Genomic DNA, 23,101 nt, shown 5'->3' on the forward strand with positions numbered 1-23,101 from the left:
GAGCCGGGGCACACCCGCGACCGGGATAGCCGTACGCTGGTCGGATGTCGCTTGTCGATGCTGATCTCGCGATCCGGGCGGCGCAGGCCGGCGCCGAGGTGGTGCGCTCGCACCACGGCACAGCGGTGGCCCGGTTCGCGAAGTCGGGTGGGGATTTCGCCACCACCGCCGACGTTGAGGCGGAGCAGGCGATCCTCGGCGTGCTGCGGTCCGCGCGACCCGACGACGCCGTGCTGGCCGAGGAGAGCGGACGCAGCGGCTCAGGCGGGAACGGGCGCGTCTGGCTTGTCGATCCGCTCTGCGGGACGCTCAACTTTGCCGTACACACCACGCTGGTCTCGGTAAACGTGGCCCTGCGGGTCGGCGCGCAGGTCGTGGTGGCGGCCGCCGTGGACCCGTTCACCCAGGAGGTCTTCTGGACCGACGGCACCGACGCCCGGGTGCGGCACGCCGGTGCCGACGAGCAACTCACGCCTTCGGCGGCCTCCGGGCTGGTGGACGTCAATCTCGATCCGCCATACCCGAACGAGCGGGTGTTCCGGGCCGTCCGGCTGTTGGCTCACGGAAGGTTCGTCGAGCGATTCCGGCCCCGGGTCGTGTCGACCACGTTGGCACTGACCTGGGTCGCGGCCGGTCGGCGCGCCGCGTACGTCACCGATGGCCGACTGCGCGACAACGTGCACTTCGCGGCCGGCATCGCGCTCTGCGAGGCGGCCGGCTGCGTGGTGACCGGGCTCGACGGCCAACCCTGGGCCAGCGGCCTGGGCGGGCTCGTCGCGGCGGCCGACGCGCCTACGCACGCCGACCTGTTGACGCTGATCGCGGAGCAGGGGGAGTCGGCGTAAGGCCGGCCCGGTCAGTCGAGGCAGAACTCGTTGCCCTCGGGATCGGTCAGCACGATGAAGCCGGCCTCAAGTGGCGGCGCGGGCTCGACCCGGCGCACCTGCGTGGCGCCCAACGCGACAAGCCGATCAGACTCGGCCTGTAAGGCTGCCATTCGTTCCGCTCCGGTCAGCCCGGGCGCGGCCCGCACGTCGAGGTGCACCCGGTTCTTGACGATCTTGTCCTCCGGCACCTGTTGGAAGAACAGCCGTGGGCCGTGCCCTTCCGGGTCCTCAATGGCCGACCTGGTGTTGCGCTGCTCCGGCGGTACGCCGATCCGGGCGAGGAAGTCGTCCCACGCGGCCAGCGGGTCGGCGCCCTCGGGAAGGTCGACGCCGGGCGGGCCGGGGTGTACGTAGCCCAGTGCGTCCCGCCAGAACGTCGACAGCGCTGTCGGGTCGTGGGCGTCGAAGGTGACCTGGATGTGGCGGCTCATCGCGTTGCTCCATTCCGTTCGCGTTCCGGCAGTCACCCTGCCAGGCAGGGCCGACAATTCGGTGCGCGACCGTGGTGGGCGGGCGATGACGCTGGCGGCTCAGATTCTCCTGATCGCGTCCGCAACAAGCTAGCAATCTCAGCGACATCGATGTTAGCGTTCGCATCTAGCGTCCTCACGCCCGGACGAACAACGGTGGTTATGCCGATGTGATCGCCAACATCGGTGGCCGAGGTTCCCGCTCGTGGCGGTCACGCGCCGGGTCCGTTTGGCCGGCCGTGAGGTGCGGGGCGGTGGTGTCCGCGCTGGCGGGTCGCCAGCCCCCGGTGGGCTGGAGTGCTGCTCATTGATGCAATCAATCTGATGTCTAAGACGATCCGACCTCACCGCCGCCGGGTTTCGCGCGATCCTGGACGTTGACGTCACATGTCTGCAAGCTCTAACGTCTGATGTCTAAGTCACGTGAACTCCACCACCCCGCCACCGTGCCTTGGAGGGATCGCCATGTCCCGCACTCCGTTCCTTTGGGCCGTTGCTCGGCCGGGCCGCCACCGCGGGCCCGTCCGACTGCCTCGGCAACTGCGGACCAGTGACGGCGCGGCGGATTACCAGGCGCCCGGCGACGGCGGCGATCTGGGGTGGACCATCGCCACCCCATGAACCCTTCGCACATCACGTCCGACACGCGCGTTGCCGCGACCGGACCCCGGTCGCGACGACGCACCTGCGGTGACGTCCCGGATATGGAGGAACGACAATGAGAAACAGGGCATTGACGAGCGTGGGGCTGACGCTGCTGCTCGGCGTGTCGGCCTCCCTGGCGGCCTGCGGTGACGGCGCGGCCGACGGGACCGGATCGGGCGGCTCGCAGGTCATCGGGGTTGACTACCCCCGCTCCGACACGGACTTCTGGAACTCCTACATCAAGTACGTCCCGCAGTTCGCCGACGAGTTGGGCGTCGAGGTCAAGACGACGAACTCGCAGAACGACATCGCCAACCTGATCTCGAACACCCAGACCTTCATCAGCCAGGGCGTCAAGGGTGTGGTGATGGCGCCGCAGGACACCGCCGCCATCGCGCCGACCCTGTCCCAACTGGACAGCAAGAAGATCCCGGTGGTCACCATCGACACCCGGCCGGACACCGGCAACGTGTTCATGGTCGTCCGAGCCGACAACCGCGCCTACGGCATCAAGGCGTGTCAGTTCCTCGGCACCAAACTCGGGGGCAAGGGCAAGGTCGTGATGCTCCAGGGTGGCCTCGACTCGATCAACGGTCGGGACCGTACCGAGGCGTTCAACGAGTGCATGCAGCAACAGTTCCCGGACATCACCGTCTTCGGCGAGGCCACCGACTGGAAGGCCGACGTGGCGGCGTCGAAGCTCCAGACCCGCTTCGCGTCGGACCCGGACATCAAGGGCATCTACATGCAGTCCTCGTTCGCCCTGTCCGGGACCCTTCAGATCCTCAAGCAGCGCGGTCTCCAGGTACCGCCGAGCGATGCGAAGCACGTCTTCGTGGTCTCCAACGACGGCATTCCCGAGGAGCTGAAGAACATCGGCGAAGGGCTGATCGACGCCACGGTCAGCCAGCCGGCCGACCTCTACGCCAAGTACGGCCTGGAGTACGTGCAGGCGGCGATCGAGGGCAAGACGTTCCAGCCTGGCCCGACCGAGCACGGCAGCAACATCATCCAGGTGCGCGACGGCCTGCTGGAGGACCAACTGCCGGCGCCACTGGTGACGCTTGACGGTGCGCCGATCGCGGGGGAACCCACCCTCAAGTTCGACGACCCGTCCCTGTGGGGCAACAACGCATGAGCGTCACCCCGAGTGGGTCGACCGACGGGCTGGGCGATGCCGGCCAGCCCGTCGTCGAGGCCGTGCGCATCACCAAACGATTCGGGTCGACGGTGGCGCTGGCCGACGCGGGGATCGTGGTCCGCCGCGGCGAGACCCACGCCCTGGTCGGGCGCAACGGCGCCGGCAAGTCCACCCTGGTCAGCATTCTCACCGGCTTGCAGGCGGCCGACGACGGCGCGGTGGCCTTCGACGGGCGTCCGGCGCCGCCGCTCGGCGACCGCGACGCCTGGCGCAAGCAGGTGGCCTGTGTCTACCAGAAGTCCACGATCATCGGCAGCCTCACCGTGGCGGAGAACCTCTTCCTCAACCGGCACGCCCGCGGTCGGGCCGGGTTGATCCGCTGGTCGCGGCTGCGTCGCGCGGCCGAGCACTTGCTGGCGGAATGGTCGGTGGAGGTCGACGTGCGCCAGCCCGCGTCGACGCTCTCCGTCGAGCAGCGGCAGTTCGTCGAGATCGCCCGGGCGCTCTCCTTCGGTGCTCGGTTCATCATCCTCGACGAGCCGACCGCCCAGCTCGACGGGGCTGGCATCAATCGGCTGTTCGCCCGGATCCGGCAGCTGCGGGCGCAGGGCGTGACCTTCCTGTTCATCAGCCATCACCTTCAGGAAATCTACGAGATCTGCGACCAGGTGACGGTCTTCCGCGATGCCCGGCACATCGTGACCGCCCCGGTGGCGCAGCTGAGCCGACCCGCACTGGTGGCCGCGATGACCGGCGAGGACGTGACCATGCCCGAGGCCGACCACCGGCCGCTGCTCGCCGACGCGCCGCTGCTGCTCGCCGTACGCGATCTGGTCACCAGCTCCGGCGCCGAGCTGTCCGTCGAGGTCCAAGCGGGCGAGGTGGTCGGCCTGGCGGGCGGCGGTGGCAGCGGCAAGGTCGAGGTGGCCGAAGCGATCGTCGGCCTGGCCCGGCCAGCGGACGGGACGGTGGTTGTCGACGGGCGTGCGCTGCGGCCCGGCAGCGTGCCCGACGCCCTGGACGCGGGTGTCGGGCTGGTGCCGCAGGACCGGCACCGCGAAGGGCTGGTGCCGCTGCTGTCCATCGCCGAGAACGTCACCATGACCGTGCCGCATCGGATCGGCCGGCGGGGCCTCATCTCGCCGGCCCGGCGTGACGCCCTGGCCCGGGACACCATCACCGACCTGGCGATCAAGGCCGCCGGGCCGCAGGTACCGGTCGCCGAGCTGTCCGGGGGCAACCAGCAGAAGGTGGTGATGGGTCGGGCACTGGCCAGCGATCCGAAGCTGCTGGTGCTGATCACCCCGACCGCCGGGGTGGACGTGCGCTCCAAACAGACCCTGCTCGGTGTCGTCGAGGAGGTACGCCGTCGCGGTACCAGCGTGCTTGTCGTCTCCGACGAACTCGACGACCTACGGATCTGTGATCGCGTACTGGTGATGTTCCAGGGGCGGGTGGTCCGCGAGATGGCCCACGGCTGGAGCGACAACGAGCTGGTAGCCGCCATGGAAGGGGTGGATCTCCACCATGTCTGAGACGCTCTCCACCACCGCGCGGCCGGCCGAAACGCCACCACCACCCCGGGCCGCCGCATCACGGAGCCTGGCCATCGCCCGGCTACGGGACCTGGCGCTGGTGCCGGCGATCATCGCGGTCGCGATCGTCGGGTCCATCGTCAGCCCGGTCTTCCTCAGCACCGACAACATCATCAACGTGCTGCAGAGCATGTCGGAGATCGCGATCGTGGTCCTCGCCCAGACCATCGTGCTGATCACCGGCAAGATGGACCTGTCGCTGGAGTCCACCTTCGGCCTCGCCCCGGGTATCGCCGCCTGGCTGGTGGTGGACCCCGCGTTGACCCGGGGTCTCGGCCTCGACGTGCTACCGGACGCCTGGGCGGTCCCGGTCGTGCTGCTCGTCGGCGCTCTCGTCGGCGCCTTCAACGGGCTGCTCATCGTCCGCTTCGGCCTCAACGGCTTCGTCGTCACGCTGGGCATGCTGATCGTCCTGCGCGGCCTGCTCACCGGCATCTCCGGTGGTCAGACCTTCTTCATGCTGCCTGAGTCGATGACCTATCTCGGCTCCGCCACCTGGGTCGGCGTGCCGGCCTCGATCTGGCTGTCGCTGCTGCTGTTCGCCGCCGGGATCGTCGTTCTCGGTTACACCCGGGCGGGTCGGGCGTTGTACGCGATCGGCGGCAACGCCGACGCGGCCCGGGCGGCGGGTATCCGTACCGACCGGGTGCTCTGGTTGACGCTCATCGTGGCCAGTGTGCTCGCGGCGCTCGCCGGTCTGCTGATCAGCGGCCGGCTTGCGGCGGTGCCGTCGGCCCAGGGCAGCGGCGCCATCTTCCAGGTCTTCGCGGCGGCGGTGATCGGCGGCGTCAGCCTCAACGGCGGTAAGGGCAGCGTCTTCGGCGCCTTCACCGGAGTCCTGCTGCTGTTCATGATCATAAACGTGTTGACCCTGGCCGGGGTGCCTGCGCAGTGGACGAACTTCCTCAACGGCACCGTCATCCTGGTGGCCCTGGTGGTCTCCCGCATCACCGGAGGCAAGGCGCAGACGTGAGGCGGCCCGCCCGTCGGCCGGGCCCAACGCGAGGCAGGAAACCAGGCCCACCTGCTCGACCCCTCAGGAGTTACTGGTGAGTGAGCGCATCTCGTCCGTAGAGACCATCGACGTACGGTTCCCCACCTCCCGGCATCGCGACGGGTCGGACGCGATGAACCCGTTCCCCGACTACTCCGCCGCGTACGTGGTGCTGCGCACCTCAGCCGATGCCGAGGGACACGGGCTGGTCTTCACCGTGGGCCGGGGCACCGACCTCCAGGTCGCGGCGGTGCAGGCACTCGCCCCGATGGTGGTCGGCCAGCCGGTCGACGAGCTGGTCGCCGATCCGGGGGCACTGGCCCGCCGGCTCGTCGGCGACAGCCAGATCCGCTGGCTCGGGCCGGAGAAGGGGGTCGTGCACATGGCCGCCGGCGGTCTGGTCAACGCGGTGTGGGACCTCGCGGCCCGGCGGGCGGAGAAGCCACTGTGGCAGCTGCTCGCCAACCTCACCCCGGAGCAACTGGTCGCCCAGGTCGACTTCCGCTACCTGCGCGACGCCCTCACCGAGGACGAGGCGGCGGCGTTGCTGCGAGCCGCCGAGGGTGGGCGGGCCGAGCGCGAGCGGCGGCTACGGGCCGAGGGCTACCCGGCGTACACCACCACCCCCGGCTGGCTGGGCTACGACGACGAGAAGCTGGCCCGGCTCTGCCGGGAGGCGGTCGCGGCCGGCTACCGGCTGATCAAGCTCAAGGTGGGCGGGAACCTGACCGACGACATCCGCCGGATGGGCATCGCGCGACGGGCTGTCGGCCCGGACATCCGGATCGCTGTCGACGCGAACCAGATCTGGGGTGTGCCCGAGGCGATCCGCTGGATGCGGGAGCTGGCCGAGTTCGACCCGTACTGGATCGAGGAGCCGACCTCGCCGGACGACGTGCTCGGGCACGGTGCCGTCCGCAAGGCGCTCGCCCCGGTCAAGGTGGCCACCGGCGAGCACGTGCACAACGCGGTCATGTTCAAGCAGCTGCTCCAGGCCGACGCCGTCGACGTGGTGCAGATCGACGCCTGCCGGGTGGCCGGCGTCAACGAGAACCTGGCGATCCTGCTGCTCGCCGCGAAGTTCGGGGTGCCGGTCTGCCCGCACGCCGGGGGAGTGGGACTGTGCGAGCTGGTGCAGCACCTGGCCATGTTCGACTTCGTCGCGCTCAGCGGCAGCACCGAGAACCGGGCCATCGAGTACGTCGATCACCTGCACGAGCACTTCGTCGATCCGGTACGCGTCAGTGGCGGACGTTACCTCGCGCCCGACGCGCCCGGCATGAGCGCCCGGATCCTGCCCGACTCGTTGGCGCAGTACCGCTTCCCGGGCGGCCCGGCGTGGGCGGACGCGTCGGTCATGGCGGGAGCACGGCAGACATGATCAGTGTTGCGGCCGGGCGGTACGGCACCGTACTGGTGCGGGGCGGCCGCTGCCGTCCCGACGAGGCCGCCGAGTTCCTCGGCCACGCCGCCGTCCGGCGTGGGTCGTCTGATGTCTGGCTCGACTCAGTCGGTCCGCCCGATCCGATCCGGCTGACCGCGGGTTCTCGGACACCGCCGACAAGGCAGACCCGGCGGGGCGTGCCGGCGGCCGGCCTCCGCCCCGGTCCGGACGACCGTCGGAGCGATTCCGACAGACCCCCGGTCCGCGCCGGGCGGTGTCTACCCGTCCGCCGACGTCGCGGCGAGCACGGTGCGCAGCCACGCCTCGGAGGTGTTGACGTGCAGCAGGGCGCTGGCCTGTGCCAGCAACTGGTCACGCGCGCGCAGCGCGAGGTAGATCGTGTGGTGCTCCTCGATGGTCTGGTGCGCCGCGTTGCCCTCTATCAACCCGCGCCACACCCGGGCCCGCAGCGTACGGCCGGAGAGCCCGTCCAGCAGCGAGGTGAGGGTCTCGTTGCCGGTCGTGGCGACGACGGTGTGGTGGAACGCGGTGTCGAACTGGATCAGCTTCTCGGCGTCGTCGGCCGCCGCGCGCATGTCCTCCAGGATCCGGCCCAGCTCGTCGAGGTCGGCGTCGGTCATCCGCAACGCCGCCAGGCCGGTCGCCATCGGCTCCAGCATCCGGCGTACCTCCATGACCTCCAGGAGGGTGTCGTCACGCAGCAACTCCACCGCGACGCCGAGCCCTTGCAGCAACAGCCGGGGGGCGAGGCTTGTCACGTACGTCCCGTCGCCGCGTCGCACGTCGAGCACCCGAGCCGATTCGAGCACCTTCACCGCTTCCCGGACGCCACTTCGGGAGAGCCCCATCTGGGCGGCCAGTTGCGGCTCCGGTGGCAACCGCGTCCCCGGGGGCAGCTCACCGCTCTGGATCATGCTCCGGATCTTCGCGATCGCGTCGTCGGTAAGTGCCATGCGCGCCCCCTTCGGACGGGTCAGCCGGACGCCGGCCTGCACCCGATGCCCGTGAGGGGCGCCGGCGACCCCCACCACTATAGAGACATCGGACGTTTGTCGGCGACGCTGCTCGCTCGCGGTGCGGCTGCCGGGACCAGGATCAACCGACCTCGCCGGAGGATGTGACGTGCGACGTTACGGCATGGTGATCCGGCTCAGGCCGGAGCACCGGGAAACCTACCTGCGGCTGCACGCCGCGGTCTGGCCCGCTGTAGAGCAGACGCTGCGCGAGAGGAACATCCGCAACTTCACCATCTTCCTCCACGGCGACCTGTTGTTCGGCTACTACGAGTACGTCGGCGACGATCACGACGCGGACCAGCGTCGGATGGCCGACGACCCGCAGACGCAGGCGTGGTGGAAGCTGACCGACCCCTGCCAGGAGTCTCTCGCCGAACCCGGATCGGGGCACTGGTGGGCCCCGATGCAGGAGATCTGGCACCTGACCGAGGAGGTGCCCTGACCTGTCCGACCGGAACACCCCTGACTGGTGGGCGGCTGTCCTGCTCACCGTGTCGCCTGAGCGCGTCGCGACGGACCGGCGCTGACGCCGATCCGACCGGCAGCTCATCTGATGAATATGGCTAGTCGAGCTTCCCGTTCGGTGTGTGCTCCGGTCTACCCGGGCGGCCGACGGGAGCGGGGTCACCCTGCCCACAGGCCGTAGAACACCTGGTGGAAGCGGCATCGACCGCTTGGCGAATGCGTCGTTCCGATGCCTGGATCGACCGTTGCCTATCGGCTTGCTCGGCGGTAACCTACGCGAAACACATCAGACGTCTGGGCCGTTCTGGGTCTGCCGGCGATCAGTGAGGCTTCGCATGGCCGGATCGGTCTCGGTTGGAGGATCGATGTCAGACCTGACTCGACGGCAGGCCCTCAAGATCGGTGCGGCGGGTGCGGGTGGAGCCCTGCTGCCGCTGCCGTGGACCGCTGCGGCCCGTGCGGACTCGGCGGCACCGCCACAGGTGTTGGCCGCCGGTGACCTGGCGCTCTGGTACGACGAGGCCGCCGGCACCGACTGGTTGCGGGCGCTGCCGATCGGCAACGGCCGGCTCGGCGCCATGGTCTTCGGCAACGTCGACGCGGAGCGGTTACAGCTCAACGAGGACACCGTCTGGGCCGGCGGACCGCACGACCCGAGCAACCCCCGCGGCCTGGGCGCGCTGGCCGAGATTCGGCGTCTCGTCTTCGCCAATCAGTGGACCCAGGCTCAGAACCTGATCAATCAGAACATGCTCGGCAACCCGGTCGGGCAGTTGGCGTACCAGACCGTCGGTAACCTCCGGCTGGCCTTCCCGACCTCCGGCGGGGCGTCGCAGTACAACCGACAGCTGGACCTCACCACGGCGACGACAAGCGTGTCGTACGTGATGAACGGCGTGCGGTACCAGCGGGAGACGTTCGCCAGCGCACCGGACCAGGTCATCGCGATGCGGCTGACCGCCGACCGGGCCGGCTCGATCACCTTCACCGCCACGTTCGACAGTCCGCAGCGGACCTCCGCCTCTAGCCCGGACGGCAGCACGATCGCCCTTGACGGGGTCTCCGGCAATCAGGAGGGCGTCAACGGTGCGGTGCGTTTCCTGGCGCTGGCCAACGCCACGGTCAGCGGCGGCACCGTGAGCAGTTCCGGTGGCACGTTGCGGGTCACCGGCGCCACAAGCGTGACCCTGCTGGTCTCGATCGGTTCCAGCTACGTCAACTACCGCAACGTCGGCGGCGACTACCAGGGCATCGCGCGGCGGCACCTCACCGCCGCGCGGGCCAGCAGCTACGACCAGCTGCGCGCTCGGCACGTCGCCGACTACCAGGCGCTGTTCGGGCGGGTCAGCCTCGACCTGGGCCGAACCTCCGCCGCGGACCAGCCGACCGACGTGCGGATCGCGCAGCACAACAGCGTCAACGATCCGCAGTTCTCCGCGCTGCTGTTCCAGTTCGGTAGGTACCTGCTGATCTCGTCCTCCCGGCCGGGCACCCAGCCGGCCAATCTCCAGGGCATCTGGAACGATTCCCTCACGCCGGCCTGGGACTCGAAGTACACAATCAACGCCAACCTGCCGATGAACTACTGGCCGGCCAACACCACGAACCTCTCCGAGTGCCACGCACCGGTCTTCGACATGGTCCGGGATCTCGCGGTGGCCGGGGCCCGCACCGCCCAGGTGCAGTACGGCGCGGGCGGCTGGGTCACCCACCACAACACCGACGCCTGGCGCGCCACCTCGGTGGTCGACGGTGCCTTCTGGGGCATGTGGCAGACCGGCGGCGCCTGGCTGGCCACCCTGATCTGGGACCACTACCTGTTCACCGGGGACGTCGAGTTCCTTCGGGCGAACTACCCGGCGATGAAGGGTGCGGCGCAGTTCTTCCTCGACACCCTGGTGACCGAGCCGAGCCTCGGCTACCTGGTGACCAACCCGTCGAACTCGCCGGAGATCGGTCACCACGCCGACGCCAGCGTGTGCGCCGGACCCACGATGGACAACCAGATCCTGCGGGACCTCTTCGACGGGTGCGCCCGAGCCAGCGAGATCCTCAACACCGACGCCACCTTCCGGGCGCAGGTCCGGGCCACCCGGGACCGGCTCGCGCCGAACCGCATCGGGTCGCGCGGCAACATCATGGAGTGGCTGTACGACTGGGTCGAGACCGAGCGGAACCACCGGCACATCTCGCACCTCTACGGGCTGGCGCCCAGCAACCAGATCACCCGGCGAGGCACCCCACAGCTGTTCGAGGCGGCCCGGCGCACTTTGGAGATCCGGGGTGACGACGGGACCGGCTGGTCGCTCGCCTGGAAAATCAACTTCTGGGCCCGGATGGAGGAAGGCAACCGCGCCCATGACCTGATCCGCTTCCTCGCCACCCCGGCCCGGCTCGCGCCGAACATGTTCGACCTGCACCCGCCGTTCCAGATCGACGGCAACTTCGGCGCCACCGCCGGCATCGCCGAAATGTTGCTGCACAGCCACGTCGGTGAGCTGCACATCCTGCCGGCCCTGCCGGCGGCCTGGCCCAGCGGACGGGTCAGCGGACTGCGCGGTCGGGGCGGTCACACCGTCGGCGTCACCTGGAGCAACGGCCAGGCCACCGAGATCCTCGTCCGGCCGGACCGGGCCGGCACCGTCCGGCTGCGGGGCCGGATGTTCACCGGCGACCACACCGTTGTCGATGCCGCCGACGGCACCCCGGCCCGGACCACGAAGGTCGAGAACGACCTGATCGAGGTCACCGTCGCCGCGGGGCGCACCTACCGGGCCACCGGCTCCGGCGGCACGCCCACCGCACCGCCGCTGGAGCAGAGCTTCACAAACGTCAGCACCACAAACGACAACAACACCGGCGCCGGCAACTTCGACGGCAACGGCGCCACCCTCTCCGCGCAGGCCCTGGCCCAGGCCGGGGTGACGCCGGGCAGCACGGTGAGCCGCAACGGGGTCACCTTCCGCTGGCCCAACGTCGCGCCGGGCGGCGCGGACAACGCCATCGCCTCCGGGCAGTCGATCGGGCTGACCGGCACGGGCCGTACGCTCGGCTTCCTCGCCACCGGCACCTACGGGGCCGTGTCGGGCACGGCCGCGGTGGTCTACGCCGACGGCACCCGGCAGACGTTCACGTTGAGCACCCCCGACTGGTACGGCGGCCCCCACGCCGGTGGCACCGCCGCCGTCGTGATGGCGTACCAGAACCGGCCCGGCAACCAGCGACACAACACCACCGCCTGCGTCTACTACGTCGGGGTGGGGTTGCAGAACAAGCCGGTGGCCCGGGTGGAACTGCCGAACATCAGCGCACGTCCGGCGGCCAACGTACCGACCATGCACATCTTCGCCATCGCGATCGGCAGCTGACGGTCGAGGGCGGTCTCCGACTCGCCGCCGGGCGGCAACAGATCGGGCTCGCCGGCCGCGACGGGATGTCGCGGCCGGCGAGCCCGGTGTGCTCAGTACCGGCCGGCACTCACTTCCGTTGGGCCAGCAGCCACTGCAGGATGCTCTGGTCGTCGTACGTCGGACCGTAGGCCGCGTGGTAGTCGGGCAGCGTGAACGCCTCGTTGTCGTACTCGGTGTAGTGCAGCAACTCGGCGATCTGCTCGGGCGTCTTGCCCTGCGCCTCGTACGCCGATCGCAGCGCCGCCCGCGAGTTGCGGGCCAGCGAGATGTTCAGCAGGTGGTCGTTGACGCCGTGGGTGATCCACAGCGGGATCTCGGCGGCGGCGATGGCCTCCGCCTGGCTGGTGCTCACCTGGAACCCGCCGGTCACCAGGCCGGCGGTGAACAGGTCGGGGCGCTTGGCGTACGCCTCCCACAACAGCCGCGAGCCGTACGAGACCGTGGTGGCGTACACCCGCTCGGTGTCCACCGCGTGGTCCTTGCTGAACTGCTCCACCAGCTTGACCAGCAGCTCCGCCTCGGCCACGTCGCCCACCCGCTGGTTCTGCGGGGCGAGCACGATGACGTCCTCACGGCTGCCGGTGACGCTCGGCTGGAGCCAGGCCGTCGCCGGGATGTCGGCGGCGATCTGTACGCCCGTGTTGTCGCCGTCCCAGCCCATGCCGTGCCCGGGCAGAACGACCATCAGCGGGTACTTCCGGCCGGGCTGGTAGTTCTTCGGCAGGTGGTAGTGGTACGGCAGCACCATGCCGCCACTGAGGTACGAGCCGTAGCGGAACTCGTCGACAAGCAGGTTCACCGGTGCCTCCGTGACACCGTGCGAGGTACGCGGCGCGCCCTTGGCCAGCACCGGCCCGGCGCCCTTGCCCTTGCCCGGCTGGGCGTGCACGTCCTTGCGCTGGGTCACCCGGGTCGGCAGCTCAGGGTTCACCTTCACCGTGCACAGGAACGTCGGGCACTTGGAGACGATGACCGTCCAGCCGGCGTTCTGGTCCGGGTCCAACTCGACGATGACGAACCGGCCCGGAACGGACCGGCGGTCGGCGCGGACCGTGGCGCTGCTGTTGGTGTAGGTGTGGGTGATCTTCCGCTCGGTCAGCTTGGGCAGATCCTCGATCGGGTTGAAGCGGAAGTTGTAGCTGGTGTCGGAGACCGCGAAGGTCGAGTTGTCGAGCTTGCGGGGGTTGACCGTCGCACCGTACTCGACGGCGACGGCGGAGACCTTCTGGCCGTAGGTGTAGACCGTGGTGATGGGGGTGACGCTACGGATGCCACCGGTGCCGCCGCCGTGTTCCCTGGTCGCGGCATAGGCAGCCGTGCCGGACGTGGCCAGCAGCAGCACCGCGGCGACGGAGACGAGCGTCCTGCGCAGTCTCATCGGCCCTCCTCGTTGGACGCGTCCGTCTGGTCCGGCTTCGCGCCGGAGCGGCTCTGTCGAGCTCCGAATCAGCGGGCGCTAAACTGATTTAGCAGAGCATCGGCGTCGGTCGGATCGATGTCAAGGCCGCCTTTGGTGACGGGGTCGAAACCGAGTGTTCACATCTTCGGGAGAATCGCCGGCTCGCCACCGGTCCACCCGGCGGCCACGGTCGGGTGTGGACGTCGCTCGGCCCTGGGGTTTTCGCCGCCCCGGGCTTGCCGTATTCTCTGACGTCGATGATCGCCGTCCGGTAGGTCCGCGCGACGCCCTGGTCGCACCTCGTGATCGCCGCCCTGACCTGCGGTGATTCGGTCGGATGGGGGACCGGGGCGTTCGTTACGAGACCGTGACCGCAGTATTTCCAACCAGGTGTTGACCTAGGCATTGTGAGCGCTAACACTTGGGCCCCAAGTGCGACCCGCGCAGCCGGTGCGACGGCGCGAGTTCCAGATTGGGGAAGCCAGTGAACAGAAGAGTCCTGGCCGCTCTCGGTAGCGCCGCCCTGGCGCTGAGCATGGCGGCCTGTAGCGGCGACGGCGCCGGCAGCGGCGGAAACGACAGCGACCAGCCCGGCGACCTGACCATCGGCGTCTCGATGCCGACCCAGACCTCCGAGCGGTGGATCGCGGACGGCAACTCGGTCAAGGAGAAGCTCGAAGCCAAGGGCTACCAGGTCGACCTCCAGTACGCCGGTGACGACATCCCCACCCAGTCCCAGCAGGTCGACCAGATGATCACTCGGGGTGCCGACGTGCTCATCATCGCGGCGATCGACGGCACGGCGCTGAGCGGGCAGTTGCAGGCGGCGGCCGACGCCGACATCCCGGTGATCGCCTACGACCGGCTCATCCGGGACAGCCCGAACGTCGACTTCTACGTCAGCTTCGACAACTACAAGGTCGGTGTCGCCCAGGCGACCGCACTGCTGGTCGGTCTCGGCGTGCAGACCAAGGACGGCGCGCGGGGCGAGGCGAAGGGCCCGTTCAACATCGAGCTGTTCGCCGGATCGCTCGACGACAACAACGCCCACTTCTTCTTCGACGGGGCGATGGACACCCTCAAGCCGTTCATCGACGACGGCACCCTGAAGGTGACCTCCGGGCAGACCAACATCGAACAGGTGGCGATCCTGCGCTGGCAGCAGGAGGCCGCGCAGAAGCGGATGGAGGACCTGCTCACCTCCAGCTACACCGGCGGCACCAAGGTCGACGGCGTGCTGTCGCCGTACGACGGGTTGTCGCGGGGAATCATCACCGCCCTGCAGAACGCCGGCTACAAGGGGGCGGACTTCCCCGTGGTGACCGGCCAGGACGCCGAGATCGCCTCGGTGAAGCTGATCGACGACGGGGTGCAGAGCTCCACCATCTTCAAGGACACCCGGCTGTTGGCCGAGCAGGCCGTCGTCGCCGCTGAGGCGTTCCTGACCGACAAGGCGCCGGAGGCCAACGACACCGAGACGTACAACAACGGTGTCAAGGTCGTTCCGTCGTACCTGCTGCCGGTCCAGACGGTGTTCAAGGACGACATCAAGCCGGTCCTGATCGACTCGGGCTACTTCACCGCCGAGGAGGTCGCCGCCGGCCAGGCCGGCTGACGGCACCGCCGGGCTCGGCGGCGCTACCGCGGCCGAGCCCGGCACCACCCCTGACACCCACGACGATCTGGAGGCTCAGGATGGTGAGCACCGACGACAACATCCTCGAGATGCGTCGCATCACCAAGACCTTCCCGGGCGTGGCCGCGCTCCAGGACGTCACACTCGCCGTACGCCGTGGGGAGATCCACGCCATCTGCGGTGAGAACGGCGCCGGCAAGTCCACCCTGATGAAGGTGCTCTCGGGGGTCTACCCGTCCGGCAGCTACGACGGCGAGATCCTCCTCGACGGCGAACCGGTGCACTTCCGCGGCATCCGCGACAGCGAGCAGCGGGGCATCGTCATCATTCACCAGGAACTCGCCCTGGTGCCGTACCTGTCGATCGCCGAGAACATCTTCCTCGGCAACGAGCAGCGCGGGCCCGGTGGTCTGATCGACTGGAACCGCAGCAACGCCGAGGCGGCGAAACTGCTCGCCTCGGTAGGGTTGGCGGAGAACCCGGTCACGCCGGTGGTGCAGCTCGGCGTGGGCAAGCAGCAACTCGTGGAGATCGCCAAGGCCATCTCCAAGAAGGTCCGACTGCTCATCCTCGACGAGCCGACCGCCGCGCTCAACGACGTCGACTCGGCCCACCTGCTCAACCTGATGCGACGCCTGCGCGACGAGGGCATCACCTGCATCATGATCTCGCACAAGCTCAACGAGATCACCTCGATCGCCGACTCCACCACGGTGCTGCGGGACGGGCGGACGGTGGAACGGCTCGAGATGGCCTCCGGCGAGATGACCCAGGAACGGATCATCCGGGGAATGGTCGGCCGCGACATCAACAGCTTCTACCCCGAGCGGGTCTCCACGCCGGGGGAGGAGGTGCTGCGCATCGAGGACTGGTCGGTGCGGCACCCGACCCAGGACCGCCTGGTCGTCGACGGCGCGAGCCTGAACGTGCGCGCCGGCGAGGTCGTCGGCATCGCCGGACTGATGGGCGCCGGTCGTACCGAACTGGCGATGAGTGTCTTCGGGCGCTCGTACGGTCGGGACATCACCGGTCGACTGTTCGTGCACGGCCGGGAGGTCAGGGCGCGCACCGTCGCGGAGGCGATCGGCAACGGCATCGCGTACGCGACGGAGGACCGCAAGCGCTTCGGCCTGAACCTCATCGAGGACATCCGGCGCAACGTCTCGGCGGCCGGGCTGCGCCGGCTCGCCCGGCTGGGCTGGGTGAACGACAACGAGGAGATCAAGGTCGCCGAGTCCAGTCGGCGCGACATGAACATCAAGGCGCCGAGCGTGATGTCGGTCGTGGGCAAGCTCTCCGGCGGCAACCAGCAGAAGGTCGTGCTGTCGAAGTGGCTGTTCACCGACCCGGAGGTGCTGATCCTGGACGAGCCGACCCGGGGAATCGACGTCGGGGCGAAGTTCGAGATCTACACGATCATCAACCGCTTGGTGGCCGACGGCAAGGCCGTCATCATGATCTCCTCGGAACTGCCGGAGCTGCTCGGCATGTGTGACCGCATCTACACGTTGTCGGCCGGGCGCATCACCGGCGAGGTGCCGGTCGCCGAGGCGACCCAGGAAAAGCTCATGGAACTCATGGCGAAGGACAAGGAAAGCGTCGGATGACCAGCACCAAGCCCTCCTCGACCGACCGGAAGTCGGCCGAGAGCGCCTCCGCCGCCGCACTGCACGTCGGCACCAGCGACCCACGTACGCTGATCCTGAACAATCTGCGGCAGAGCGGCATCTTCGTCGCTCTCGTCGTCATCGTCGCCCTGTTCGCGTTCCTGACCGACGGTCTCTCGCTGAGCCCGGGCAACATCACCAACATCGTCCTTCAGTATTCGTACATCCTGGTGCTCGCCATCGGCATGGTCATCGTGATCATCGGCGGGCACATCGATCTTTCGGTCGGTTCGGTGGTGGCGCTGACCGGTGCGGTCTCCGCAGTGGTCGTGATCCGGCAGGGACAACCGTGGTGGGTCGGCGTGCTGGCCGCCCTGGCGGTGGGGCTCGCGGTCGGTGCCTGGCATGGCTTCTGGGTGGCGTACGTCGGCATCCCGGCCTTCATCGTGACCCTCGCCGGCATGCTGCTGTTCCGTGGCCTCACCCTGCGGGTGCTCGACAACATCTCGCTGTCGCCGTTCCCGGCCGAGTACAACCGGATCGCGGCCGGATTCCTCAACGGACTCATCGGTGGCGACGGCTACGACGCCTTCACCCTGCTCATCGGCGGCATCGCGGTGGCCGGGTACGTGGTGAGCGGCTTCCGTACCCGCGCGGCGCGCGTCCGTTACCAGCAGCCCGTCGAGTCCTTCGCGTTGTTCGTCGCCCGGCTGGCGCTTGTCGGTGCCGTGGTCATGTGGTTCGCCTGGCAACTGGCCCACGCCCGTGGCCTGCCGATCGTGCTGATCATCCTGGCCGCGCTGGTGCTCGTCTACGGGCTGCTCACCCGGCGTACGGTCTTCGGCCGGCAGGTCTACGCGATCGGCGGCAACCTGTCCGCGGCGATGCTGTCGGGCGTCAAGGTCCGCACGGTGAACTTCTGGATCTTCGTGAACATGGGTTTCCTGTCCGCGGTGGCCGGGATCATCTTCTCCTCCCGCTCCAACGGTGCGCAGCCGGCGGCGGGCAACATGTTCGAACTCGACGCGATCGCCGCCGCGTTCATCGGCGGTGCGGCGGTCACCGGCGGTGTCGGTACCGTCGTCGGCGCGATGGTGGGCGGGCTCATCATGGCGGTGATGAGCAACGGGATGCAGCTGATGGGTGTGGACCAGTCGTTGCAGTCGGTGGTCAAGGGCCTCGTGCTGCTGGTCGCCGTGGCCTTCGACGTCTACAACAAGCGCCGCGCCGGCGCGAGCCGCTGAGCGACCGCCAGCTTCGGGGCGCGGGCCGGCGCTTGACGTCGGGTCGCGGTGTGGAAACACTTCCTCGGGTCGGCTCCGCGTCGCTCGGAGCTGACCTGCGGAGGTCGGATTGGTCCAGGAGGAGATTCGGCGGCGCAACGCCGGCGCGCTGCTGCGGCACGTGCATCTCCGCGGCCCGCTGTCCCGGGCCGAGCTCAGCGAAAGGATGGGCCTGAACCGCAGCACCATCATGGCGTTGACCACCGAGCTGAGCCGGCTCGGTCTCGTCGGTGAGGATTCACCGGTGGACACCGGCCGTGCCGGACGCCCGTCACTTGTGGTGCGACCGGCGTCCGAGCGCTGCTACGTCCTGGCGTTCGACGTCGCCGTGGACCGGCTGGTCGCTGCCCGGGTCGGGCTCGGCGGAAGGATCCTGGACCGGCGGGAGGCGGTGCGTCCGCGCGCCGGGCCGGACCTGCACGACGTGGTCACGGTCCTCGCCCGGTTCGGCCGCCAGCTGCACCGGGCGGCACCGCCGGGCGCCTGCTGCGTCGGCGTGGGCGCGTCGTACTGCGGCATGATCCGGCCGGGCGACGGGATGGTGCGGTACGGGCCCGACCTGGGTTGGGTCGACCAGGCGTTCGGCGACGAACTCGGCCGCCGCCTCGGGCTCGGCCTGCCGGTGTCGGTGGGCAACGAGGCCCACCTCGGTGCGCAGGCGGAACAGCAGCGCGGCGCGGGTGTCGGCCTCGACGATCTCGTGTACCTGCACGGTGACGTCGGCGTCGGCGGCGGAATCATCGTCGGCGGGCGGCTGCTGGGCGGCGACAGCGGCTACGGCTGCGAGTTGGGGCACATGGTGGTCAACCCGTACGACGGCCGGCCCTGTGGTTGCGGCTCGCGCGGCTGCCTGGAGGCGGAGGTGGGGGAGCGGGCCCTGCTCGATGCCGCCGGTCGGCCCGCCGAGCTGTTCGGGCGTGCTGCCGTCCGGACGGTGGCCGACGACGCCGACCGTGGGGATCCGATGGCGCGGGAGGCGCTGCGCCGGATCGGCGACTGGCTCGGCATCGGGGTCGCGAATCTGATCAATCTGTTCAACCCGGGTGTGGTGGTCTTCGGCGGGATGCTGTGCGACCTCTACCCGGGGGCCGCCGCCCAGGTACGCGGTCGCATCGCCCGGCACGTGCTGCCGGTGGCCCGGGAGACGGTCCGGCTGCGCACCGCGGCCCTCGGCGACGACGCCACCCTGGTCGGCGCGGCGGAACTCGGTTTCGCCCGGCTGCTCGACGATCCGTTGGCGGCGCTGACCGCACCGGTGTCGCCGGAGGTCGGCGTGCCGACGTCCGCGCCGGTGCCGGGTTTCCGGCGGCGACAACAGGTCTGAGCAGGGCGGCCGGCGCCGACGACGCGGTCGGGCCGGTGGCATGGGGTAGCCGACCGGCGGGTGGGCCTGCGACCATGCAGTCCGTTACGGAGCTGTTGCCGGGAGGTGTCTTGACGACATCGGATGTGAGCGTTAACACTGAGGTCCGTCATCGGCCGGAGGTGAAGATGAGCGGTGTGGCAGCGGGCGACAAGTACGTCGTCGGCGTCGACTACGGCACCCTGTCGGGGCGGGCCCTGGTGGTCCGCGTCCGCGACGGTGCCGAGCTGGGGACCGCGGTGCACGAGTACCGCAACGCGGTGATCAGCTCAGCGCTGCCGGACGGGGGTACGCCGCTGCCGCCGGACTGGGCGTTGCAGGACCCGGAGGACTACCGCGACGTGCTGCGCCACGCGGTGCCGGCGGCGGTGGCCGCCGCCGGGATCGACCCGGGCGACGTGGTCGGCATCGGCACCGACTTCACCGCCTGCACCGTGCTGCCGACGCTGGCCGACGGTACGCCGTTGTGCGAGGTGCCGGAGCTGCGGCAGCGTCCGCACTCCTGGGTGAAGCTCTGGAAGCACCACGCCGCCCAGCCGCACGCCGACCGGATCAACGCGTTGGCCCACGAACGTGGCGAGCCCTGGATCGGTCGCTACGGCGGGAAGATCTCCGCCGAGTGGCAGTTCGCCAAGGGCTTGCAGATCCTGGAGGAGGATCCGGAGGTCTACCACCGGGCCGAGCGGTTCATCGAGGCGGCGGACTGGATCATCTGGCAGTTGTGCGGTGTCGAGACCCGCAACGTCTGCACCGCCGGCTACAAGGGCATCCACCAGGACGGCAGCTACCCGTCGGCGGAGTACCTCACGGCGCTCAACCCCGGTTTCGGTGACTTCGTGGCCAAACTGGACGGCCCGCTGATGCCCCTCGCCGCCCGGGCCGGTGGACTCACCGCCCGTGCCGCGGCCTGGACGGGGCTGCCGGAGGGGATCGCCGTCGCGGTCGGCAACGTCGACGCGCACGTGACCGCGGCCGCCGCCCAGGCGCTCGACCCGGGCCGGCTGGTGGCGATCATGGGTACCTCGACCTGTCACGTGGTCAACGGCACCGATCTCGCCGAGGTGGCCGGGATGTGCGGGGTGGTCGACGGTGGCATCAGCTCAGGTGCGTGGGGCTACGAGGCCGGGCAGAGTGGTGTCGGCGACATCTTCGGCTGGTTCGTCAAGCACGCCGCGCCGGCTGGCGTCGACTCGCACGAGCGACTCACCGAGCTGGCCGCCGCGCAGCCCGTCGGCGCGCACGGCCTGGTCGCGCTGGACTGGTGGAACGGCAACCGGTCGCTGCTGGTCAACCACGACCTCAGCGGGTTGATCGTCGGGCTGACCCTGGCCACCCGCCCGGAGGACGTCTACCGGGCCCTGCTGGAGGCGACGGCGTACGGCACCAGGATGATCATCGAGGCGTTCGTCGAGGCCGGCGTGCCGGTCGACGACCTGGTGATCGCCGGTGGCCTCACGTCGAACGAGCTGCTGATGCAGATCTACGCCGACGTCACCAACCGGCCGTTGGGCATCATCGGCTCCGCGCAGGGGCCGGCGCTCGGTTCGGCGATCCACGCCGCCGTGGCCGCCGGCGCCCACCCCTCGATCCATCACGCGTCGCAGGTGATGGGGCGGATATCGGCGGCGGTCTACCAGCCGGACCCGGACCGGGTACGCGCCTACGACGCCCTCTACGCCGAGTACCGGGCGCTGCACGACCACTTCGGTCGCGGGGCCAACGACGTGATGCTGCGGCTGCGGGCGATCCGCAACGCGGCCGTGGAGTCGGCTACGTCGCAGCAGGAGGTCTTCGCGTGAACGTCGAAGTGAGCCGACAGATCAGCGAATTGCGCGAGAGCGTGGCCCGGCTGCACGGCGAACTGACCCGGTACGGTCTGGTCGCCTGGACGGCCGGCAACGTCTCCGCCCGGGTACCCGGGCACGAGCTGATGGTGATCAAGCCGAGCGGCGTCGACTACGACGACCTGTCGGCCGACAACATGGTGCTCTGCGACCTCGACGGCGTGCCGGTCGAGGGGGAACTGTCGCCGTCGAGCGACACCGCGGCGCACGCCTACGTCTACCGCGCCATGCCCGAGGTGGGCGGCGTCGTGCACACCCACAGCACGTACGCCACCGCCTGGGCGGCGCGGGGCGAGTCGATCCCGTGCCACCTCACCGCGCAGGCCGACGAGTTCGGCGGGGAGATCCCCGTGGGCCCGTTCGCCCTGATCGGCGGCGACGATATCGGCAAGGGGATCGTCAGCACCCTCACCGGGCACCGATCGCCCGCGGTGCTGATGCGCAACCACGGCGTCTTCACCATCGGGCGCAACGCCCGGGCCGCGGTCAAGGCCGCGGTGATGTGTGAGGACGTCGCCCGAACCGCGCACCTGGCGCGCGCGCTCGGGCAACCGGTGCCGATGGCGCAGGCCGACATCGACGCCCTCTACGACCGCTACCAGAACGTCTACGGCCAACGTTCTTCGCCCCCGGCGAACTCCTGACCGACCCGGTGAACCGGGTCGCCTGGCACCACCTGACGCACAGATTCCGCACCACCAGCGCTGGCTGCTCGTGTACCTCTGCGGCCGGCGTGGACAACCGCACCCCACCCGAGGAGATCCGATGAGGAACATGCGAATGCCCATGGCGCGTCGGCGCGCCATCGCGGTCGTCGCCGCCGTGCTGCTCGCCGGCGGCGTGGCGGCCTGCGGCAACAGCGACACCGGCGGCGGCGACGGAGGCGACGACGGCAAGCTCGTCCTGGGCTTCTCCCAGGTCGGCGCGGAGAGCGGCTGGCGTACGGCCAACACCAACTCCATCAAGGAGGCGGCGGCCGAGGCCGGCATCGAGCTGAAGTTCGACGACGCGCAGCAGAAGCAGGAAAACCAGATCAAGGCCATCCGCAACTACATCCAGCAGAAGGTCGATGTGATCGCCTTCTCGCCGGTGGTGGAGTCGGGCTGGGACACGGTGCTCAAAGAGGCCAAGGACGCCGGCATCCCGGTCATCCTGACCGACCGCGCCGTGGACTCCGCCGACAAGTCGCTCTACAAGACCTTCCTCGGCTCTGACTTCGTCAAGGAGGGCCGGCTCTCCGGCGAGTGGCTGGTGGAGAACAAGAAGGACGCGACCGGCGACGTGAACATCGTCGAGTTGCAGGGCACCACCGGCTCCGCCCCGGCCAACGACCGGAAGAAGGGCTTCGCCGAGGCGATCGCGGCCGACCCCAAGCTGAAGGTCATCGCTTCCCAGTCCGGTGACTTCACCCGCGCGGGCGGCAAGCAGGTGATGGAACAGTTCCTGAAGGCCCACCCGAAGATCGACGTCCTCTTCGCGCACAACGACGACATGGGTCTGGGCGCGCTGGAGGCGATCACCGCGGCGGGCAAGGAGCCGGGCAAGGACATCACCATCATCACCATCGACGCGGTCAAGGACGGCATGCAGGCCCTGGCCGACGGCAAGTTCAACTTCATCGCGGAGTGCAGCCCGCTGCTCGGCCCACAGCTGATGGACCTGGCCAAGAAGGTGCACGCCGGCGAGGAGGTGCCGCCGCGGATCGAGACCGAGGAGACTACCTTCACCCAGGAGCAGGCCAAGGAGGCCCTGCCCAACCGCAAGTACTGATGACGCATGGGGCCGCCGCACCCACGTGGCGGCCCCGCCGCGTCGCCCATTCCTGACGGACTGGGCGTCCGGCCCGACGTCCCGTGCCACGCCGCCCGGCCGGCCCGCTGGCCGGCCGGGCGGCGTGCCGGGAGAACTGGCCCTTCCGCATCGATGAAAATTAGAAGAGGA

General features: G+C 69.5%; 17 protein-coding genes. 14 read left to right on the plus strand and 3 right to left on the minus strand.

The genetic code is table 11. The annotated features are described in order from the left end of the window. Positions 1-44: 44 nt before the first annotated feature. Positions 45-845: an inositol monophosphatase family protein gene (locus Vse01_RS00780; protein WP_093402198.1), complete on the plus strand. Its 801-nt coding sequence runs from the start codon at positions 45-47 to the stop codon at positions 843-845. Between the two features lie 11 nt (positions 846-856). Here the strand turns inward: Vse01_RS00780 and Vse01_RS00785 are convergent, their stop codons facing one another. Further along, entirely contained in the window at positions 857-1,318 is a 462-nt protein-coding gene (locus Vse01_RS00785; RefSeq protein WP_093402199.1) for a VOC family protein, read from the minus strand. 757 nt (positions 1,319-2,075) lie between these two features. Here Vse01_RS00785 and Vse01_RS00790 point away from each other — a divergent pair. The 4 genes from Vse01_RS00790 to Vse01_RS00805 all read left to right on the plus strand — a co-directional run bounded on the left by Vse01_RS00790 (position 2,076) and on the right by Vse01_RS00805 (position 7,113). Further along, the gene (locus tag Vse01_RS00790) at positions 2,076-3,140 is read left to right on the plus strand and encodes a sugar ABC transporter substrate-binding protein (RefSeq protein ID WP_093402200.1); all 1,065 of its coding nucleotides are present in this window, start codon (positions 2,076-2,078) and stop codon (positions 3,138-3,140) included. Then, the gene (locus tag Vse01_RS00795) at positions 3,137-4,678 is read left to right on the plus strand and encodes a sugar ABC transporter ATP-binding protein (protein WP_093402201.1); all 1,542 of its coding nucleotides are present in this window, start codon (positions 3,137-3,139) and stop codon (positions 4,676-4,678) included. The genes Vse01_RS00790 and Vse01_RS00795 overlap by 4 nt, the downstream gene beginning before the upstream one ends. Further along, positions 4,671-5,711, plus strand: a complete 1,041-nt coding sequence (locus tag Vse01_RS00800; protein ID WP_093402202.1) for an ABC transporter permease — start codon at positions 4,671-4,673, stop codon at positions 5,709-5,711. The genes Vse01_RS00795 and Vse01_RS00800 overlap by 8 nt, the downstream gene beginning before the upstream one ends. A gap of 73 nt (positions 5,712-5,784) precedes the next feature. Further along, positions 5,785-7,113 (plus strand): enolase C-terminal domain-like protein, encoded by a 1,329-nt coding sequence (locus Vse01_RS00805; RefSeq protein ID WP_198413134.1) that lies wholly within the window; start codon positions 5,785-5,787, stop codon positions 7,111-7,113. A gap of 281 nt (positions 7,114-7,394) precedes the next feature. Here Vse01_RS00805 and Vse01_RS00810 read toward each other — a convergent pair whose 3' ends face one another. Then, positions 7,395-8,090 carry a FadR/GntR family transcriptional regulator gene (locus Vse01_RS00810; RefSeq protein WP_093402460.1) on the minus strand — a complete coding sequence of 232 codons (696 nt, stop codon included), beginning with the start codon at positions 8,088-8,090 and terminating at the stop codon, positions 7,395-7,397. A 169-nt stretch (positions 8,091-8,259) separates the two neighbouring features. Between Vse01_RS00810 and Vse01_RS00815 the strand changes: the two genes are divergently transcribed. Both Vse01_RS00815 and Vse01_RS00820 read left to right on the plus strand, forming a co-directional pair. Further along, positions 8,260-8,595, plus strand: a complete 336-nt coding sequence (locus Vse01_RS00815; protein ID WP_198413129.1) for an L-rhamnose mutarotase — start codon at positions 8,260-8,262, stop codon at positions 8,593-8,595. A gap of 388 nt (positions 8,596-8,983) precedes the next feature. After that, positions 8,984-11,986, plus strand: coding sequence for a glycoside hydrolase family 95 protein (locus Vse01_RS00820; RefSeq protein WP_093402205.1), 3,003 nt, complete (start codon positions 8,984-8,986; stop codon positions 11,984-11,986). A 109-nt stretch (positions 11,987-12,095) separates the two neighbouring features. On the opposite strand, the gene Vse01_RS00825 is transcribed toward Vse01_RS00820, so the two are convergent. Then, on the minus strand, positions 12,096-13,406 hold the full coding sequence (locus Vse01_RS00825) for a hypothetical protein (RefSeq protein ID WP_139233090.1): 1,311 nt from the start codon (positions 13,404-13,406) through the stop codon (positions 12,096-12,098). A gap of 505 nt (positions 13,407-13,911) precedes the next feature. Between Vse01_RS00825 and chvE the strand changes: the two genes are divergently transcribed. The 7 genes from chvE (at position 13,912) to Vse01_RS00860 (ending at position 22,930) form a co-directional block, all read left to right on the plus strand. Further along, complete coding sequence (chvE, locus tag Vse01_RS00830) at positions 13,912-15,042, plus strand: multiple monosaccharide ABC transporter substrate-binding protein (RefSeq protein ID WP_093402207.1); 1,131 nt, start codon at positions 13,912-13,914, stop codon at positions 15,040-15,042. Positions 15,043-15,122: 80 nt separating this feature from the next. Continuing rightward, positions 15,123-16,670 carry a multiple monosaccharide ABC transporter ATP-binding protein gene (gene mmsA / locus Vse01_RS00835; RefSeq protein ID WP_093402208.1) on the plus strand — a complete coding sequence of 516 codons (1,548 nt, stop codon included), beginning with the start codon at positions 15,123-15,125 and terminating at the stop codon, positions 16,668-16,670. Continuing rightward, complete coding sequence (mmsB, locus tag Vse01_RS00840; RefSeq protein ID WP_093402209.1) at positions 16,667-17,914, plus strand: multiple monosaccharide ABC transporter permease; 1,248 nt, start codon at positions 16,667-16,669, stop codon at positions 17,912-17,914. The genes mmsA and mmsB overlap by 4 nt, the downstream gene beginning before the upstream one ends. Before the next feature lie 109 nt (positions 17,915-18,023). Then, on the plus strand, positions 18,024-19,277 hold the full coding sequence (locus Vse01_RS00845) for an ROK family transcriptional regulator (RefSeq protein ID WP_093402210.1): 1,254 nt from the start codon (positions 18,024-18,026) through the stop codon (positions 19,275-19,277). A gap of 167 nt (positions 19,278-19,444) precedes the next feature. After that, positions 19,445-21,115 (plus strand): ribulokinase, encoded by a 1,671-nt coding sequence (gene araB / locus Vse01_RS00850; RefSeq protein WP_093402461.1) that lies wholly within the window; start codon positions 19,445-19,447, stop codon positions 21,113-21,115. Further along, the gene (locus tag Vse01_RS00855; RefSeq protein WP_232511079.1) at positions 21,112-21,804 is read left to right on the plus strand and encodes an L-ribulose-5-phosphate 4-epimerase; all 693 of its coding nucleotides are present in this window, start codon (positions 21,112-21,114) and stop codon (positions 21,802-21,804) included. Before araB ends, Vse01_RS00855 begins: the two co-directional genes overlap by 4 nt. 121 nt (positions 21,805-21,925) lie before the next feature. Next, positions 21,926-22,930, plus strand: coding sequence for an ABC transporter substrate-binding protein (locus tag Vse01_RS00860; protein WP_373870606.1), 1,005 nt, complete (start codon positions 21,926-21,928; stop codon positions 22,928-22,930). Positions 22,931-23,101 lie beyond the last annotated feature (171 nt).

The organism is Micromonospora sediminimaris, assembly GCF_016863575.1.
Taxonomy (GTDB): Bacteria; Actinomycetota; Actinomycetes; order Mycobacteriales; family Micromonosporaceae; genus Micromonospora; species Micromonospora sediminimaris.